Annotated in this window: 11 protein-coding genes; 1 reads left to right on the top strand and 10 read right to left on the bottom strand. The window is 74.2% G+C overall.

Features of this window, described 5'->3' with window-relative positions:
• Positions 1–57 precede the first annotated feature (57 nt).
• From ACWIX6_RS11165 to ACWIX6_RS11130, 8 genes are all read right to left on the bottom strand, one after another.
• The gene (locus ACWIX6_RS11165; protein ID WP_448616926.1) at positions 58–624 is read right to left on the bottom strand and encodes an asparaginase domain-containing protein; all 567 of its coding nucleotides are present in this window, start codon (positions 622–624) and stop codon (positions 58–60) included.
• Positions 621–1,055, bottom strand: a complete 435-nt coding sequence (locus ACWIX6_RS11160; protein WP_448616925.1) for a RidA family protein — start codon at positions 1,053–1,055, stop codon at positions 621–623. The genes ACWIX6_RS11165 and ACWIX6_RS11160 overlap by 4 nt, the downstream gene beginning before the upstream one ends.
• Before the next feature lie 26 nt (positions 1,056–1,081).
• A complete protein-coding gene (locus tag ACWIX6_RS11155; RefSeq protein WP_448616924.1) occupies positions 1,082–2,224 on the bottom strand; it encodes a pyridoxal-phosphate dependent enzyme in 1,143 nt (380 codons plus the stop codon).
• Positions 2,225–2,389: 165 nt separating this feature from the next.
• Positions 2,390–4,348 (bottom strand): 3-oxoacyl-ACP synthase III family protein, encoded by a 1,959-nt coding sequence (locus ACWIX6_RS11150; protein ID WP_448616923.1) that lies wholly within the window; start codon positions 4,346–4,348, stop codon positions 2,390–2,392.
• 33 nt (positions 4,349–4,381) lie between these two features.
• Complete coding sequence (locus tag ACWIX6_RS11145; RefSeq protein WP_448616922.1) at positions 4,382–9,868, bottom strand: ATP-binding protein; 5,487 nt, start codon at positions 9,866–9,868, stop codon at positions 4,382–4,384.
• Between the two features lie 46 nt (positions 9,869–9,914).
• Positions 9,915–10,733 (bottom strand): beta-ketoacyl-ACP reductase, encoded by an 819-nt coding sequence (locus tag ACWIX6_RS11140; RefSeq protein ID WP_448616921.1) that lies wholly within the window; start codon positions 10,731–10,733, stop codon positions 9,915–9,917.
• Positions 10,734–10,882: 149 nt separating this feature from the next.
• Positions 10,883–11,551: a response regulator gene (locus ACWIX6_RS11135; RefSeq protein ID WP_448616920.1), complete on the bottom strand. Its 669-nt coding sequence runs from the start codon at positions 11,549–11,551 to the stop codon at positions 10,883–10,885.
• Positions 11,548–13,173 (bottom strand): sensor histidine kinase, encoded by a 1,626-nt coding sequence (locus ACWIX6_RS11130; protein WP_448616919.1) that lies wholly within the window; start codon positions 13,171–13,173, stop codon positions 11,548–11,550. Before ACWIX6_RS11130 ends, ACWIX6_RS11135 begins: the two co-directional genes overlap by 4 nt.
• Positions 13,174–13,338: 165 nt before the next feature.
• Here ACWIX6_RS11130 and ACWIX6_RS11125 point away from each other — a divergent pair, with 165 nt between their 5' ends.
• On the top strand, positions 13,339–14,739 hold the full coding sequence (locus ACWIX6_RS11125; RefSeq protein ID WP_448616918.1) for a cation:dicarboxylate symporter family transporter: 1,401 nt from the start codon (positions 13,339–13,341) through the stop codon (positions 14,737–14,739).
• 65 nt (positions 14,740–14,804) lie between these two features.
• On the opposite strand, the gene ACWIX6_RS11120 is transcribed toward ACWIX6_RS11125, so the two are convergent.
• Together ACWIX6_RS11120 and ACWIX6_RS11115 are read right to left on the bottom strand one after the other, a co-directional pair.
• Positions 14,805–15,671: an alpha/beta fold hydrolase gene (locus ACWIX6_RS11120; RefSeq protein WP_448616917.1), complete on the bottom strand. Its 867-nt coding sequence runs from the start codon at positions 15,669–15,671 to the stop codon at positions 14,805–14,807.
• A gap of 58 nt (positions 15,672–15,729) precedes the next feature.
• Positions 15,730–17,115, bottom strand: a complete 1,386-nt coding sequence (locus tag ACWIX6_RS11115; protein WP_448616916.1) for a carotenoid oxygenase family protein — start codon at positions 17,113–17,115, stop codon at positions 15,730–15,732.
• Between the last annotated feature and the right edge of the window lie 51 nt (positions 17,116–17,166).

Genomic DNA, 17,166 nt, shown 5'->3' with positions numbered 1-17,166 from the left:
GTGGCCCTCCGGCAGGGAGCCGCGCAAGGGCCCCGGGCCCGGAGACGGAGGAACGGGTCAGGCTGGAGGTGCCGCGGCCGGCGGAGGGCTGCCGGGTCCTGCGGGCCCAGGCGCACCGGGCGGCGAGGTCCGCACGAACCGACCGGTGTGCGGGTCCTTGCGGGCCTCGCCGGCGGGGAACGCGCGGCCGCCCATGCAGACGTACACCCCGGGGGCGAGCGTCTGCGAGGCCATCAGCGCGGCGCCCAGGTTCAGCGCCGCGTCGCTGACGGTCATGGCCGCCGGCTGCAGCGAGCCCGTGAGCACGACGGTCCTGGTCGTCCCCGGTCCGTGGCGGCTCAGGTACTCGGCGGTGTCGGTGAGCGTGTCGGTGCCGTGCGTGATCACGACCGACGGGGTGTCGAGCTGGTCGACTGCGTCGGCCAGGGCCCGCCGGTCGTCGTCGGTGATGTCCAGGCTGTCCTTGCGGACGACGGAGTGCACGACGATGCGCACGTCGGTCCTGAGCGCCTCGAGCAGCCGCTTCGCGGCGGGCGGCCCGATCTCGAGCTCACCGGCGAGGTTGTACACCTTGTCGATCGTGCCGCCGGTCGCCAGCACGGTGACGTCGACCGTGCCGGTCACGGTGTGGGCGCGACGGCCGCGACGGCCGTGACCTCGAGGGCGGCGCCGTAGTGCAGGTCGGCGACGCACGCGACCGCTCGCGCGGGCCGGTGCGCCCCGACCCACTGCGCGTACGCGGCGTCGAACGCGGGCCACTGGGCGATGTCGGTGACGTACACGGTGACCGAGAGCAGCTGCTCGCGACTGCTCCCAGCGGTGCGCAGACACTGGTCGAGGTTGTCGAGCACCTGCGCCACCTGGAGGTCGAACGGCTGGTCGGCCAGCGGGGTGCCGGAAGCATCGAGCGGCAGCTGGCCGGAGACGTAGGCGACGCCGGCGTGGACGGCGACGTGCGAGTAGTGCCCGCGCGGAGGGACCAGTCCAGGGCTGTCACGCAGGTCGATCCCGTCAGCCGCCCCCGCAGCGCCCGTGCCCGGCTGGTCGTGCGTCATGGTCGCGCTCCTCGCTGTGCGGCCGGTCAGGACGCCGGGTCCGGGAACAGGGCCGCCATCTTGTCGGCGGACTTCAGCCCCGAGCCGGTCAGCACCACGACGGTCGTCTGGTCGGGGGTGATCGTGCCGTCGGCGATGAAGTGGTCGAGCGCGGCGACCGCCACGGCGCAGGTCGGCTCGGCGTACAGCCCCCGGGCCGCGATGGCGCGGACCGCGTCGTGGACCTGCTGCTCGGGCACGGCGACGGCCGCGCCGCCGCAGCGACGCAGCGCCTCCACGGTCTCCGGCAGCCGCACCGGGGCGGCGATGGAGGCGCCTTCGGCGATCGTGGGGACGCGCGGGCCGCGGCCGGCCGGGTCGGTGCCGTTGACGGCGTCGGCGATCGTCGCCCAGTGCTCGGGCTGTCCGACGAGCAGCCGCGGGAGGCGGTCGATCTGCCCGGCCGCGAGCAGCTCGGAGAAGGCGAGGTCACAGCCGAGGATCTGGCTGCCGGCGCCGGCGACGAGCACGACGTTGTCCGGGGCGGTCAAGCCGAGGCTCTCCCAGACCTCGTAGGCGATCGTCTTGGTGCCCTGGAGGAACATCGGGTGCCAGTTGTGGCTGGCGTACGGGATCTGCTCGGACTGCCGGACGGCCTCGGCTCCGACCTCGTCCCGGGTGCCCTCGACCAGCTCGATCTCGGCCCCGAAGGCCCGTGCCTGCACGATCTTCGCAGCGCTCGTCGCCGCCGGGACGATGATCTTCGCGCTGATCCCGGCCGCCGCGGCGTAGGCAGCCACGGCGGCACCGCCGTTGCCCGAGCTGTCCTCGAGCACCCGGTCGGCGCCCTGCGAGCGCAGGTGCGACACCATGACCGACACGCCCCGGTCCTTGAACGACGACGTCGGGTTGAACCACTCCAACTTGAACAGGACCCGGTGCTCACCCCAGCCGAGCGGGATCATCGGCGTGAGTCCTTCGCCGAGCGTCACGCGCTGCCCGGGGTCGACGGGGAGCACCGCCTGGTACCGCCAGAGCGAACGCTCCGCCTGCACGATCTGGCCGGGGGTCAGGCCGGGCAGCGGGGACAGGGTCAGGGGCCCGTTGTCGTCGCCGCGCCAGCGACGGTCGCTGAGGGGGTAGCTGCGCCCGCTCCTGTCCAGCAGTACGGGTGCGGCGTCCGCCCGCATGGTCCTCCCCCTTCGAGCGCGGTGCCCCGGCTCCACCGCGGGTCCTCATCGTGAGCGGCGTACAGCAGTGCGCCCCCGACCTGATCGGCCGGGGGCGCACTGTGCGCGCCGCGCCGGTGTCACTGCCGGTGTCCCCGCCGGTGTGACCGGCGGGGACGGCCGGGATCAGGTGAAGGCCTGCTGGACCTCCTCGGACGCCGACGACCGGGTGTCCTCCGCGGGTGCTGCGGGCTCCGCCGCGTCCTCGTGCGGAGCCGACGCCGTCTGCACCGCGACGACCGCGGGGTCGATGCGCATCACCGAGTACCCGGCCACGGCCCCGGCGCCGAAGCCGGGCGCGAACACCCGGACCGGCTCGGTGATGACACCGTCGCGCACCGCGTCGTGGATGGCCAGCGGGATGCTCGCCGAGGACGTGTTGCCCACCTGCTCGATGTTGAAGTAGAGCTGGTCGGCGGTGAGCCCGGCCCGCTCGGCCAGCTGGATCACCATCGTCTTGTTCGCCTGGTGCGGCACGATCAGGTCGATGGCGTCCATCAGGGTCCCGTCCCGCCCCTCCGGCGCGGGCAGCTTGCCCAGCTCGTCGATCATCTGGGACAGGTAGCGGCCGGCCAGCGCCTTGACCTGCGGGCCGAACACGGTGATGTTGTTGTCGAACTCCGGGTTGGGCCAGAGGATCGAGTTGACCTCGCTGGCCGGGCCGCTGGCGTAGGTCTTCATGTAGTCGATGTCGCCGTCGGTCCCCTCGGGCGCCGGGCCCACGACCATCGCCGCCGCGCCGTCACCGAAGATCATCCGGGACGTCCGGACGTTGCCGATCTTGTCGGAGAACTTCTCGACGCAGACGACCAGGACCGGACGCTCGACCTCCTGCAGGATCCGGACGGCGTCGGCGACGCCGTAGGGCATCCCGGCGCACGCCGCGATGATGTCGTACGCGGCGTAGACCTGGTGCATCCCGAGCTGACCGCACAGGTAGGTGGCCAGCGACGGGATCAACCGGGAGCTCGTGCAGGTGCAGGTGAGGACGGCGCCGATCTCCTCCGGCTCCCGCCCGGCCTTGGCCAGCGCGGCCTCGGCCGCCTGCAGGGCGAGCTCCTCGAAGGGCAGCGAGCTGTACTCGCGCTGCTCGATGCCGGTCTTCTCCCGGATCTCGTCGGCACCCATCGGCGACCAGTTGTAGGCGGTGTTGCGGATCAGGTCGTCGTTGGTGCAGCGCTGGTCGCCGTGCACCGCGGCGAGGGACTCCAGCCGGGGCTGCACCCGGAACTGCCGGCGGACGTCGATCTCGGGGAACGGGCGGACCGGCGGGCGGGACTCCCGGGGCGCGGCCGACATCCGGGCCGGCGCCCCGCTGCGCAGCCGGCGCAGGAAGCCCCGCACCTCCTTGTCCCGGGGGTGGAAGGCCACCACGTAGTCGTCGTCCCGCAGCGACGCGGCGTCGGCCAGCTCCACCCGGGACCGGTTCCACGGGTACTGGTTGTGCAGCACCATCGCCCAGCGGTGCAGCGCCTCGAGCTCGGGCACGTCCTCGTCCACGTCGAGGATGTCGTCGTAGTCGAAGACCGGGTAGTCCGGGTCGTAGTCCGGCAGCCGGAAGGTCAGCGCGCCGGGCTGCTCCAGGAACTCCGCCACCGTCGGCTTGACCGCCGGCAGGGTGGTGGCGTGGTTGCGGCGGTTGCCGTAGACGTCGAACAGCACGTCGAAGATCCGGTCCTCGACGTCGGCGTCCCACCGGGCCGGCAGCGCCGGGTAGGCCTCCTGGACGGCGGCGACCTTGGCGTCGCCGTCCTCCCACGGCTCGAGCACCGGCAGGAAGACGTCCGAGCGGGTGCGGGGCACGTCGGCCCAGCGGGTCGGCCGCTTGTCGTACATGGTGATTGAGAACCGGTTGGCCCAGAACAGGTTGAGCGCCAGGTCCCGCATCAGGTCGTAGCGGGTCTCGTAGGCGCCGGTCCGGGCCTTGCCGAGGATGTCGGTGCCGCTGGGGGCCTTGGTCTCGAAGTCCCGGCGGATGACGCTGTCCAGCTGCTCCAGCGTCTCCATGGTCGAGAAGTCCAGCTCGGGCATGATGTTCGAGGGGAACACCATGCGACCGTGCCGGTTCAGGACGAATGCGTTCACTCGTGTCCTCCAGTGCGTCGGTACGGCTCGGGGTCAGGTCCGGGCGGCGCGCTCGATGCCGCGCTCGACGGCGGCGATGAGGCGGGGCCGCAGCTCGGCGGCGGGGATGATGGAGTGCACCGAGCCGACCCGGCGGGCCCGCTCGATGTCGTGGACCGCCTCGAACTCGGCGGCCACCTCGCCCAGCTTCTCCGACCGGACGGCGGCCCGCACGGTGGCCAGCTCCGCGCGCAGGTGCGCCTGCTCGACCGGGTCTGCCGTCTTGATCGCCGCCTCCAGTTCCGCCACCCGGGGGTCGGCGCCGGTGCGCTTGTCGACCTGCCCGGAGAAGACGACCGCGGCCGCCGGCGCCCCGCCGATGACCGAGGCGTAGGAGCCCTCGACCGCCAGCACCTCCATGTTGTCGTTGAGCACGCCGGAGAAGACGACGAAGGCGCCGCCGTGGTAGCGGGACACCACGCAGAAGACGATCGGCCCGTCGAAGTTCACCATCGCCCGGCCGATCTCGGCGCCGTACTCCAGCTGCCAGTTGCGCAGCGACTCCGGCGAGCCGTCGAAGCCGGACAGGTTGGCCAGCACGACCAGCGGCCGGTTGCCGCTGCACGCGTTGATCGCCCGCGCGGTCTTCTTCGACGACCGGGGGAACAGCGTCCCGGCCGTCCACTGGTCCGGCCCGTCGGCAGGGAAGGCGCCGCGCCGCGGGATCGGGTGGGACTCGATGCCCAGGATCGTCACCGGGTGGCCGGCCAGGTGGGCGTCGAAGACGACGGAGGTGTCCGCCTCGGCCATCCCGGCCCACCGCTCCAGCACCGGGTGGTCCTGGTCGCTGACCGCCCGCATGACCGTGCGGATGTCGAAGGGCTTCTTCCGCTCCGGGTTGGCAGTGGCCGAGAAGATGTCGCCGACGGTGGTGAAGTCGCTGGACGCGTGCCGGTGCGGGAAGTCCCGGACGTCCCGGTCGCGGGGGTCGGTGACCGGCGCCGGGCGGGCCCACCGCTCCCCCGGCGCCACGTAGGCGTGGTCGTAGTGCCGGAACAGCAGCTCCACCGCCGCGGTCAGGTTCGGCGCCCAGTACTGCGCCTGCCCGTTGGGGCCCATCACCCGGTCGTAGCCGCCGATGCCGAAGTTGTCCTCGGCCGACACCCCGCCGGAGTAGTCCAGGGAGTGCTTGCCGGTGAGCACCATGGCGCTGTCCGGCGTCATGACCAGGATGCCCTTGGTGTGCAGCAGCATCGTGGCCTCGGCGTTCCAGTACGGCTGGGCGCCCACGTTGATCCCGGCGACGACGACGTTGATCTCCCCGCCGGTCTGGGTGAACTCGATGATCCGGCGCAGCGCGCGGGAGACCCAGTCCATGTTCTCCGTGCCGCTGTCCATGGAGATCCGCGCCCCGGAGGACAGCGCGAACCACTCGACGGGCAGGCCGCGCTCCTCGGCCAGGTCCAGCGCGGCCACGACGCGGGCGCACTCGGGCTCGGCCACGGTGCCCAGCTGCTTGGTCGGGTCACCGAACAGCGCGACCCGGCTGACGCCCTCGGGGTACCGGTCGGTGGGGGTGCTGATCACCGCGGCGACCAGCCCGGCCGTGTTCTGCCCCGGCGGTCGCTGCACCGGGACCAGCCGGCCGGCGTCGTCCAGGTCGTGCTCGACGAAGCTGCCGCCCGGCCCGGCCAGCAGGCCGCTGAGCTCGTACGGGTAGACGGTGCCGCGCGCCCGGGAGCGCATCACCTTCTCGGTGTAGTCGTCCAGCGGCGGCAGCGGCTCGGTCGGCCGGTCCTCGACGGTCAGCACCACCCCGGTGCCCGGCCGGTAGGAGAACCGCAGCGCCACCTCGCGGGGCGGGCGGCCGGCGTCCTCCTGGATCCGGGCGAGCAGCATGACCTCGTCCAGTCCCGCGCCGATGCTCAGCGGCGCGGCCGTGCGGGCGATGCTCTGCAGCTCCTCCAGCGGGAGCTCGATGGAGGGCCAGGCGTAGAGGAAGACCGCGTTGTTCTCCATCCGCCGGCCGCGCCGCTGGGACTGCGCCCGGCGCAGGCCGTCGAGGCAGGAGGTGAGCAGCTGCTCCACCGTCGGGAAGCCGACGATGGCGCCGGACTCGTCGCGGACCGGGGTCAGGTCGCGCACCTCTGCCATCGCGACGAGGCGCTCGTCGTTCGGGTTGTCCTTGGCGACGACGCGCAGCAGGTAGGTGTCCTCGGCCGAGGGCAGCCGCTCCCCGTCGAAGTTCTTCAGCCGCCACAGGTTCAGCCGCTGCGCGGTCAGCGGGTGCATCCCCCGGATGACCCGCTCCTCGGCCGGCCCGTCCGCCGACGGCCGGAAGGTCACCGCCTCCGCGTCGCCGTGCGGGGTGCACACGGTGACCGTGACCCGGCGGACCTGCCGCAGCGCCGGCTCGGCGACCAGCAGCCGGCGCAGCTCGTCGGCCATGGCGTCGCCGTCCGCCGGGCGGTCCGGCCAGGACACGTAGAGGTCCACCAGCAGCCGGCCGGGGTCGGCGACCTCGGCGCCCATCGAGGCCACCGAGGACAGCGCCGTCGCGAGGTCGGCCATCTCGACCATGAGCGCGACCAGGTGCAGCCGGGTCCCGCGCAGGTCGTAGTCCGCGGTGACGCAGGTGTTGCCCGCCTGCAGCGTGGACCGCACGTTCTCCAGGTCCCGGCTGCGGTAGTAGCGCCGGGTCAGCACCTCGAGCACCGGGTCGGGCACCGTGGTCGAGCGGCCGAACCGCTGGGCCAGCAGGCTGATCAGCGGTTCGGGGCTGGCGACCAGCGCCTCGATGCGGGCCAGGTAGGCCTCGGCGTCGCCGCCGGCCGTGTCGTCCAGCTCGCCGAGCAGCCGTTCGGCCTCGGCCTGCACCTGCTGGCGCGCGGAGCGGACCACCGGCTCCTCGAAGTAGCGGAACCGCACGGCCCGGGCCAGCTCGCCCACCGCCGGGAAGCGCAGCTGGGTGGCCACGACCAGCCGCTCCAGCACCTCGGCCACCTCCGACCGGGCGCCCTCGGGCAGCTCGGCGGCGGTCAGCCACCGGTCCAGCAGGGCCAGCACGGCCGGCAGCTGGTCGGCGGCGCGCTGCTGGGCCAGGAACACCCGGTAGACGGCCTCCTCGAGCCGGGGCCCGGGCTCCAGGCCCTCGACGCCGTAGTGCAGCAGCGCGCGGCACAGCCGGGCGCGGAAGCTCTCCGGCAGCGCCTCCCGCTCGACGTCCAGCGAGTGCAGGAAGGAGTGGAAGTACTCCCGCGGGCTGTGCACCTGCTGGTCGGCGTCCTCCTCCTCGGTGGCCGGCCGGTTGCGGGAGAGCTCCGCGAGGTCGGCGAACGTGGTGAGCACGGCCAGTTCCTGGCGCAGCAGGTCCGGGTCGTCGGCCGGCAGCTCGCTGCGGGCCTTGGCGTACGCGGTCTGCAGCTGCTGGGCGTGCGCCCGGCTGACGTCGAAGCCGGTGATCAGCGCCTGCAGCTCGGCCAGCGCGGCCGCCGCGGTCTGCCGGACGTCGCCCGCGCGCTCACCGTCCAGGGCCGGGAGCTCGACCCGCTCGCCGGCGACCTCGGTGGACTCCTCCTCGGTGCGCTCCACGGTCAGCAGCGGCGCCCCGGCGTCCACTTGCGTGTTGACGCTGACCAGGATCTCGCGGACCCGTCCGGCATAGGGGGCGCGGACCGCGGTCTCCATCTTCATGCTCTCCAGCACGGCGACGGGCTGGCCGGCCTCCACCTCCGTCCCGACGGCGGCCGGCATGGCGACGACGACGGCCGGCGCGGGAGCCCGGACGACGCCGGCCTCGTCCCGCGAGATGCGGTGCGAGGACCCGTCCACCTCGACCAGCGAGGACGTGCCGGTGTGCACCGCGATGACGGAGTACCTGCGGCCGCCGATGCGGACCCGGCTCTCCAGGGCGCCGATCCGGTCGACGTCCACGTCGAGGTGCCGGCCGTCGAGGCCGACGCGGTAGCGGTCGCCGCCGACCGTGGCGACGCTCACCCGGTAGACCTGCCCGCGGTGGCCGAGGTCGATGGCCCGCTCGACGGCGTGCACGGCTCGCGGCCGCCCGCCCCGGGCGGAGGCGAGGAACGCGAACCGCTCCCGGGCCTCCTCCGCGTCGGCGACGTCGATCGCCGCCTGGACCAGCGCCACCGCGGCCCGGTCGGGGGGCTCGGCCCCCGCCTCGGCGCCGGTGCGGTCCAGCCAGGCGGTGTCGGCGGTGCCGTCCACCACGTCCGGGCGGTCCAGCAGGTCGAGCAGGAAGGACTTGGTGGTGGTGCCGCCCCGCAGCACCACGGTGGTGTCGCGCAGCGCGCAGCGCAGCCGGGCGAGCGCCTCGGGGCGGTCCCGGCCCCAGGCCAGGACCTTGGCGACCATCGAGTCGTAGGTGGGCGGGATGACGTCGCCGACGCCGATCCCGGTGTCCACCCGCACCCCCGGGCCCGAGGGCAGGCGCATGAGCTCGACGGTGCCGGGGGCGGGCGCGAAGCCCTGCTCGGCGTCCTCGGCGTTGAGCCGGGCCTCGATCGCGTGCCCGGTCTCCGGGGGCGGCTCGCCCTCGAGCCGGCCGCCGGCGGCCACGTGCAGCTGGAGCTTGACGATGTCCAGGCCGGTGGTCATCTCGGTGACCGGGTGCTCGACCTGCAGCCGGGTGTTGACCTCCAGGAAGGTGAACAGCTGCTCGTCGGGCTGGTAGAGGAACTCCACCGTGCCCGCGCCGACGTAGCCGGCGGCGGCGACCAGTGCCTTCGCCGACTCGCGCAGGGCGGAGCTCTGCTCGGCGGTCAGCGCCGGCGAGCTGGACTCCTCGATCAGCTTCTGGTTGCGGCGCTGCACCGAGCAGTCCCGCACCCCCGGCGCCCACACCGTCCCGTGCCGGTCGGCGACGACCTGCACCTCCACGTGCCGGCCGCCCTCGACCAGCCGCTCCATGAACACGACCGGGTCGCCGAACGTGCGCTCCGCCTCGCCCTGCGTCCGGGTCAGCGCCTCGTCGAGCTCGGCCTCGGACCGCACGACGCGGATGCCGCGGCCCCCGCCTCCGCTGCGGGCCTTGACGATCAGCGGGTAGCCGATCGCCGCCGCGTGCCGGCGGCCGTCCTCGGGGCCCTCGACCGGGCCGCCGCTCCACGGCGCCACCGGCACCCCGGTCTGCTCGGCGAGGACCTTGGCCTCGATCTTGGCGCCCAGGCGCCGCATGGCCTCCGGTGGCGGCCCGATGAAGGTCACGCCGAGGTCGGCGCACAGCTCGGCGAAGGCGGGGTCCTCCGCGACGAAGCCCCAGCCCACCCAGGCCGCGTCCGCCCCGCTCGCGCGCAGCGCCCGGCCCAGCTCCGCGTGGTCCAGGTACGGGTTCCCGTTCCCGGTCTCCCGCAGCAGGACCGCCTCGTCGGCGGCACGCACGAACGTGGCCCGGCGCTCGTCCTCGGTGTGCAGCGCGACCACCCGGGTCGCGGTGCCGTGCTCTGCGTTGAGTTCCCGTACGGCCCGGATGAGCCGCATGGCCGGCTCGCCCCGGTTGACGACGGCGATGCGGTCGAACACCCGTGCGCCTCCTCGTGGATCGACGTGGACTGCCGGCGGCCGGCACCTACATGTCCAGGCCCCCGTTGACGCCCCAGACCTGCCCGGTGATGTAGGAGGAGGCGTCGGCGGCCAGGAAGTGCACCACCCGGGCGACCTCCTCGGGCTCGCCCAGCCGGCCGAGCGGGATCTTGGCCTTGAGGTTGGTGAGCACCTTCTCCGGGACGCTGTCGAGCATCTCGGTGGCGGTGTACCCCGGGGTCACGGCGTTGACGGTGATCCCCGGCCCGTCGGTCTGGCCGGAGCGCTGCACGGCCATCGCGGCCTCCCGGGCCAGGGTCTTGGTCAGGCCCAGCAGGCCGGCCTTGGCCGAGGAGTAGTTCGACTGGCCGATGCCGCCCATCTCCCCGATCACCGAGGAGATCATCACGATCCGCCCGCTGCCCCGCTCCATCATGTGCCGCAGCGCGGCCTGGGAGAGGTAGAAGGCCCCGGACAGGTTGACGTCGATCACCCGGCGCCAGTCGTCGTCGGTCATCTTCAGCACGGTGCGGTCGACGGTGATCCCGGCGTTGTTGACCAGGATGTCCAGCCGGCCGTGCTGCTCGATCACCTCCGACACCGTGCGGCGGCAGTCGTCCGCCGACCCGATGTCGCCGCGGTGCACCGAGGCCTTGCTGTCGGGGAAGGACTCGCGGAACTGCTGCGTGAACCGCTCGGCGGCCTCCTGGTTGCCGCTGTAGCCCGCCGCGACGTCGGCGCCCTGGGCCGCCAGGCTGCGGCAGATCGCCGCGCCGATCCCCCGGGTCCCGCCGGTCACGAAGGCGACCCGGCCGGCGAGCTTGTCGCCGCTCCTGGCTGTCGATCGTGTGTCGGTCGCTGTCACCGGATCCTCCTCGAGAGGGTCGTGGCCGCCTCGTCGGGGACCCGCGCCGTGACCCGCACGGTGCCGTGTCCCCGCCCCCGGCGGCGGTACCCGGCGAGCATCCTGCTGCGGCCCCGTCTTGGCAAACGAAGGCGGTCCGGACCGGCCGCTCAGCGCCAGCGGTACTCGAGCTCGGGACGTCCGGTGCCCCCGTACCGGGGTGCCCGCTGGGCCAGCCCGGTGTCGGCCAGGTGCTCCAGGTAGCGCCGGGCGGTGATCCGGGAGACCCCGATCAGCTCGGCGGTCTCGGCGGCGGACAGGCCGCCGGCGCCGCGGACGGCGGACACGACCGCGTCCATGGTCTCCCGGCCCATCCCCTTGGGCAGCGGCGCCGAGCGCTGCGGCCGCACGGCGTCCAGCACCCGGTCGACGTCGGCCTGCCCGCCCGCGCTGCCGCCGCCGCGCAGCGTCTGCCGGTAGTGGGCGTAGGCCGCCAGCCGGTCGCGCAGCGCGTCGTAGCTGAACGGCTTGAGCAGGTACCCCACGACCCCGTGCGCCGCCGCGGCCCGGACCGTGGACAGCTCCCGGGCCGAGGTGACCGCCATGATGTCGACGTCGGCCCCGGCGCCCCGGATCCGCCGGCACAGGTCGATGCCGTGGACGTCGGGCAGGTTCATGTCCAGCAGCACCAGGTCGACGGCCACCCGGGCGAGCGCGTCCAGGGCGACCGCCCCGGTGCCGGCCACGGCCACGGTGGTGAACCCGGGCGTGCGGTCGACGTAGGCCCGGTGCGCGTCCGCGGCCACCGGCTCGTCCTCCACCACCAGCACGCGGATCACGGCGCCTCCCGCGCCGGGACCCGCAGCGGGAGCGAGATCCGGAACTCCGCGCCGGGACCCGGCCGCACCGCGATCGTGCCGCCGTTGCGCCGCACCGCCGAGGCGGCCAGCGCCAGCCCGAGCCCGCGGCCGAGGCCCGCCGGCGCGGCGCCGGACGCCTCCTTGGTCGACCAGCCGCGCTCGAAGGCCCGGTGCACCCCGTCGGCGGGCAGCCCGGGGCCGGTGTCCTCCACCCGGATCTCCAGCCGGTCGCCCTCCTCCCACAGCGCCAGCTGCACCTCCCGTGGAGGGTCGCCGGCCAGCGCCGCCTCGATGGCGTTGTCGAGCAGGTTGCCGATGATCGTGACCAGGTCGCCGCCGGGGATGCCGGTGCTCCCCACGGCCGTCGCCGGGTCGATCTCCAGGGCGACGCCCCGTTCGTGCGCCGTGGCGGCCTTGCCCAGCAGCAGGGCGGCGAGCACGGGCTCGTCGACGCCGTCCACCACCCGGTCGGTCAGCCGCTGGGCGGAGGCCAGCTGCGCGGTGGCGAACTCCACCGCCTCCTGCGTCCGGCCGAGCTCGACCAGCGAGACGGTGGTGTGCAGCCGGTTGGCCGCCTCGTGGGCCTGCGCGCGCAACGCCTCGGCGAAGGCCCGGACGCTGTCGAGCTCCCCGGTGAGGGCCTGCAGGTCGGTGTGGTCCCGCAGGGTGACCACGCTGCCCGCCGAGCGGCCCGACGGCCGCGCGCCGGCCTGGTTCACCACCAGGACCCGGCTGCCGGTCAGGTGGACCTCGTCGACCACGGTGTCCTGCCGGGTCAGGGTCGCGGTCAGCTCCGCCGGCAGGCCCAGCTCCGACAGGTGCCGCCCCGTCGGGTCGCCGTCGATGCCCAGCAGCCGGCGCGCCTCGTCGTTGGCCAGCTGGACCCGCCGGTCGCCGTCCACGAGCAGCAGCCCCTCCCGCACGGCGTGCAGCGCGGCGTGGTGGTACTCCGCCATCCGGGCCAGCGCGGCCGGCGACAGTCCGTGGGTCTGGCGGCGCACCCGCCGGCTCAGCGCCCAGCTGCCCAGCGCACCCACGGCCGAGGTGGCTGCCGCGGTCCCGGCGATGCCGGGCACCGCCGCCGCCAGGTCCTCGCCGATCTCGTCCACGGTGAGGCCGGCCGACACCAGCGCCAGGACCTCCCCGTCGGCGCCCAGCACCGGGCCGGTCGCGCGCACCGAGGGCCCCAGCGTGCCGGAGTAGGTCTCGGTGAACGTGTCCCCGGCCAGCGCCGGGGCGATGGTGCCCTGGAAGGGCCGGCCGATCTCGTCGGGGTCGGGGTGGGTGTACCGGGTGCGGTCCGGGGCGAGGACGGTGATGAACGACGTCCCGGTGTCCGCGCGGACCTCCTCGACGTAGGGCTGCAGCACCGCCGTCGGGTCGCTCCCGCGCACCGCGTCGACCACCAGCGGGCTGTCCGCCAGGCTCGCCACGATCGCCGTCGTCTCCTGCTCCGCGGACTCCCGGACCGCCTGTTGCGCCTCCCGGTAGGCCACCACCGTGGAGGTGAGCACCACGGCGCCGACCATCAGCCCCTGCAGCAGCAGCAACCGGACCGCCAGGCTGGTCTCGCGCCGGCGGCGGGTCGGAGGAGCGGGCACGCCGCCGAGTCTCCCGCGTGCGGCGCCGGCGCAGACCCCGCCCGTGTACGCAATGAACGAATGCGTGACGCCGCTCACGGCGGCGCGGAGTGTGATCGGCGTCGCCCCTCCCGGGACCGACACCGATGCAGGGGCACCGCCCCGGCCGACTCTCCAGGAGCAGTCATGGCTCACGGCACCACAGCAGGGAGCCCCCCGGCGACGGGGCGGCGGGATCGGACGCACTGGCTCTACATCGCGGTGATCGTGGCGGTGTTGGCCGGGATCGCGGTGGGGTTCGCGTTCCCGGAGTTCGCGGTGTCGTTGAAGTGGCTGGGCACGGCGTTCGTGGCGTTGATCAAGATGCTGATCGCGCCGGTGATCTTCTGCACCATCGTGTTGGGCATCGGGGCGATCCGCCAAGCGGCCAAGGTCGGGCGGATCGGTGGGCTGGCGCTGGGCTACTTCATCCTGATGTCGACCATCGCGCTGGCCATCGGGCTGGTGGTGGGCAACATCGTGGACCCCGGCAGCGGGCTGGAGCTGTCCGACGAGCTGCGCGGGCAGGGCTCGGAGCTGGCGTCCTCGGCTGAGGAGTCCGGTGGCACGGTGGACTTCCTGCTCGGGCTGATCCCCACCACCCTGCTGTCGGCGCTGACCGAGGGGTCGGTGCTGCAGGCGCTGCTGGTCGCGCTGCTGGTCGGGTTCGCCATCCAGGCCATGGGCCGGGCCGGGGACCCGCTGCTGCGCGGGGTCGGGCACCTGCAGAAGCTGGTCTTCCGGGTGCTGTCGATGATCATGTGGGTCGCCCCGATCGGGGCGTTCGGCGCGATCGCGGCGGTGGTCGGGGAAACCGGCATCGACGCCCTGAAGTCCCTGGCGGTGATCATGCTGGCCTTCTACGCCACCTGCGCGATCTTCGTGTTCGGGTTCCTCGGCGCGATCCTGTGGGCCTTCGCCCGGGTCAACGTGTTCACCCTGCTCAAGTACCTGGGCCGGGAGTTCCTGCTGATCGTGTCCACCTCCTCGTCGGAGACCGCGCTGCCCCGGCTGATCGCCAAGATGGAACACGCCGGGGTGTCCCAGCCCGTCGCCGGGATCGTGGTCCCCACCGGCTACTCCTTCAACCTCGACGGCACCGCCATCTACCTGACCATGGCCTCGCTGTTCATCGCCTCGGCCCTGGGTGACCCACTGTCGGTCGGGGAGCAGCTGTCCCTGCTCGCCTTCATGATCATCGCCTCCAAGGGGGCGGCCGGGGTCACCGGCGCGGGGCTGGCCACCCTGGCCGGCGGGCTGTCCGCGCACCGCCCGGACCTGCTCGACGGCGTCGGGCTGATCGTCGGCATCGACCGGTTCATGTCCGAGGCCCGCGCGGTCACCAACTTCGCCGGCAACGCCATCGCCACCGTCCTGGTCGCCACCTGGACCAAGGAACTGGACCGCGACCAGCTCGACGCCGTCCTGGCCGGCCACCGCCCCTTCGACGAGGCCACCATGATCGACGACGACGGCCACGGCGGCGGCTCCACCGACGACACCCTCACCGACCTGCAGCACACCCAGCCCGAGACCGCCCGCCGCTGACCGCGGCACCACCGGGCGGACAGGTGCCCCGGCCGCTCCCGCGGCCGGGGCACCGTCGCGTCCGCTCAGCCGGGGCCGCCGCGCTCCAGCCGGCGGAGCTCCTCGAGCATCACGTCCGGGTACTGCAGCGGCACGAAGTGCGTGCCGCGCAGCTCCACGTAGCGGGCCCCGGGGACGGTGCGGGCGGCCCGGCGCACGTCCTGGACGTCCACCAGGGAGTCGTAGCGGCCGGCCACGAAGGTGACCGGGCAGCGCACCGTCGAGACGTCGAGCGGAGGGTGCTCGGCGACCCCGACGGCCAGGTGCCGGTACCACCGCCAGTCGTGCCGGGAGAACTCCCGCACCACCGCGCCCAGCGTGCCCAGGTGGGCGAACTCCCGGCCGACGCCGCGGAGCGCCGCCGCGGAGAGCGCGTCCTCCGAGGCCGGCAGCGTGGCGGCGGCGAGCGGCGCCAGCGGGCCCACCACCGGCAGCAGCCAGCTGCTGGCCCGCCCCACGGGCGCCCGCAGCGGCCGCGGGACGCCGAGGGCGCCGAACAGCGAGCCGAAGCTGCCGCCGGGGACGCCGGCGACGGCCATCACCCCCCGCACCCGGGCCGGGTCCTCCAGGGCCAGCTCGAAGGCCACGTTCACGCCCAGCGACCAGCCGATCAGGGTGACCCGGTCCAGGCCGAAGGCGTCGAGGACCGCCCGGGCGTCGTCGACGTGGTCCTCGACCCGGACGCGTTCCCGGTCGGCGGGCCGCTCTGAGCCGTGCAGCCCCCGGTGGGACCAGGTCACCACGTGGTGGCCGCTGTTGCCGTCGACGATCCGCGGCCAGGCGGACGGCGGGGCGCCCAGCCCGTTGCACAGCAGGACCGGGTCCCCGAACCCGTCGTTGGACCAGGCCCGGATCAGGGTCCCGTCGCCGCTGCGGACCGTGCGGGTGCTCACCGCAGCAGCATGGCCCACCAGCGGGCGGGCCGGTGGCGGGCGGCCCGGTCACCCGGTCTCAGGAGGCGTCGGCGGTCCAGCTGCCGTGGAACCCGAGCGGGACCCGGGCCGGCAGGTGGACGGTGGCGACGGGGTCGCCGGTGAAGTCCTGCGCGGCGAGCACCACCAGGTCGGCGGCCCCCCGGTCCGGGTCGTGCACGAACGCCATCACGTAGCCCTCGTCCTCGCCCGCCTCCGGGGACGCCGGCGCGAACACCGCCTCCCCCACGACGGCGTCCCGGCCGAACCGGTGCGCCTGCACCGTCCCGGCGACCAGGTCGTGCTTGAGCAGCGTGTCGGCGAACGCGTCGTCCCGGAAGTCCCCGCCGGGCCGCACGGTGGCCGGGCTGAGCTCCCCGAGCGCCGCGCTGTAGCCGTAGCGGTGCGGCCGCCCGGTCACCCGGTCGTCGACCCGCGGGAACTCCTGGGGGCGGTCGTCGAGGACCTGCCGGCCCACCCGGCCGGCGGCCGGGTCGAGGGTCCAGCGCTCGAGGGTCAGCGCGCCCTGCTCGGCCAGCACCGCCATGTCGTAGGGGCCGTCGTACCGGCACAGGTCGACGACGACGCGGTCCCCGTCGTCGTGGGCGTTCAGCGTGTGGAACACCCAGCAGGGGTCCACCTCAAGCCAGCGCACGTCCCGGGCGGCGCCGGTCCGGGGCAGCAGCCCGACGCGGGCGGGGTGCGCGGGGTCCCACGCGTAGGGCAGCTGCGACCCGGCGGTCGCCGCGGCCATGCTGAAGGTCACCGGCAGGTCCAGCAGCACGACGTACCGCTCGGTCAGCGCGAAGTCGTGCATCATCGGCCCGTCGGCGACCGGGACGTCGGTGGTGCCGCTGACCGTGCCGTCGGCGCCGACCACGACGTGCTGCACGTAGTCCCAGCCCCAGAAGTACGCGACGGCGTGCAGGTCGCCGGTCCGCCCGTCGAGCTTCGTGTGCGCCGCGTAGCCGCCGGGCAGCGTGCCGCCGAAGTCGCACGGCCCCACGGTCTCCAGCTCGTCGGTGAGCTGGTACGGCAGCGGCCCGGCCTCGACGGTGGCCAGCGTGCGGCCGGCGTGCGTGACGACGTGGGTGTTGGCGGCGAAGTCCATGCCGGCGTGCACGGGGCCGGCCGGCCACTCCTCCCCCAGGGCGGCGGCCACCTGCCGCGAGCGGACCCAGCGGTTGCGGTACCACTCGGCCCGGCCGCCCCGCAGCCGGACGCCGTGCACCATGCCGGCCCCGAGGAACCAGTGCGAGCCGGGGTCGTCCAGGCCGAGCGGGTTGGGCCCGTTGCGCAGGTAGCGGCCGTCCAGCTCGGCGGGCAGCCGCCCGGAGACCGGCAGGTCGAACGCGGTGACCTCCTCGGTCACCGGGGCGTACGGGCCGCGGAGGAACGGACGGTCGAGCATCGGGTGGTCGGTCATCGCGGCTCCCCCTCGACGGGTCCTCGGCCCGGACGCCGGTGTCCCGCCGTC

The sequence above is a fragment of the Modestobacter sp. URMC 112 genome (assembly GCF_053502575.1).
Note: the sequence above shows the minus strand (reverse complement) of the source record. Positions and strands in the feature narration are given on the sequence as shown.

Coding starts and splice junctions, on each gene's coding strand:
- ACWIX6_RS11160 (WP_448616925.1), bottom strand. CDS start 1,055: ATGACGCACGACCAGCCGGGCACGGGCGCTGCGGGGGCGGCTGACGGG.
- ACWIX6_RS11155 (WP_448616924.1), bottom strand. CDS start 2,224: ATGCGGGCGGACGCCGCACCCGTACTGCTGGACAGGAGCGGGCGCAGC.
- ACWIX6_RS11125 (WP_448616918.1), top strand. CDS start 13,339: ATGGCTCACGGCACCACAGCAGGGAGCCCCCCGGCGACGGGGCGGCGG.
- ACWIX6_RS11115 (WP_448616916.1), bottom strand. CDS start 17,115: ATGACCGACCACCCGATGCTCGACCGTCCGTTCCTCCGCGGCCCGTAC.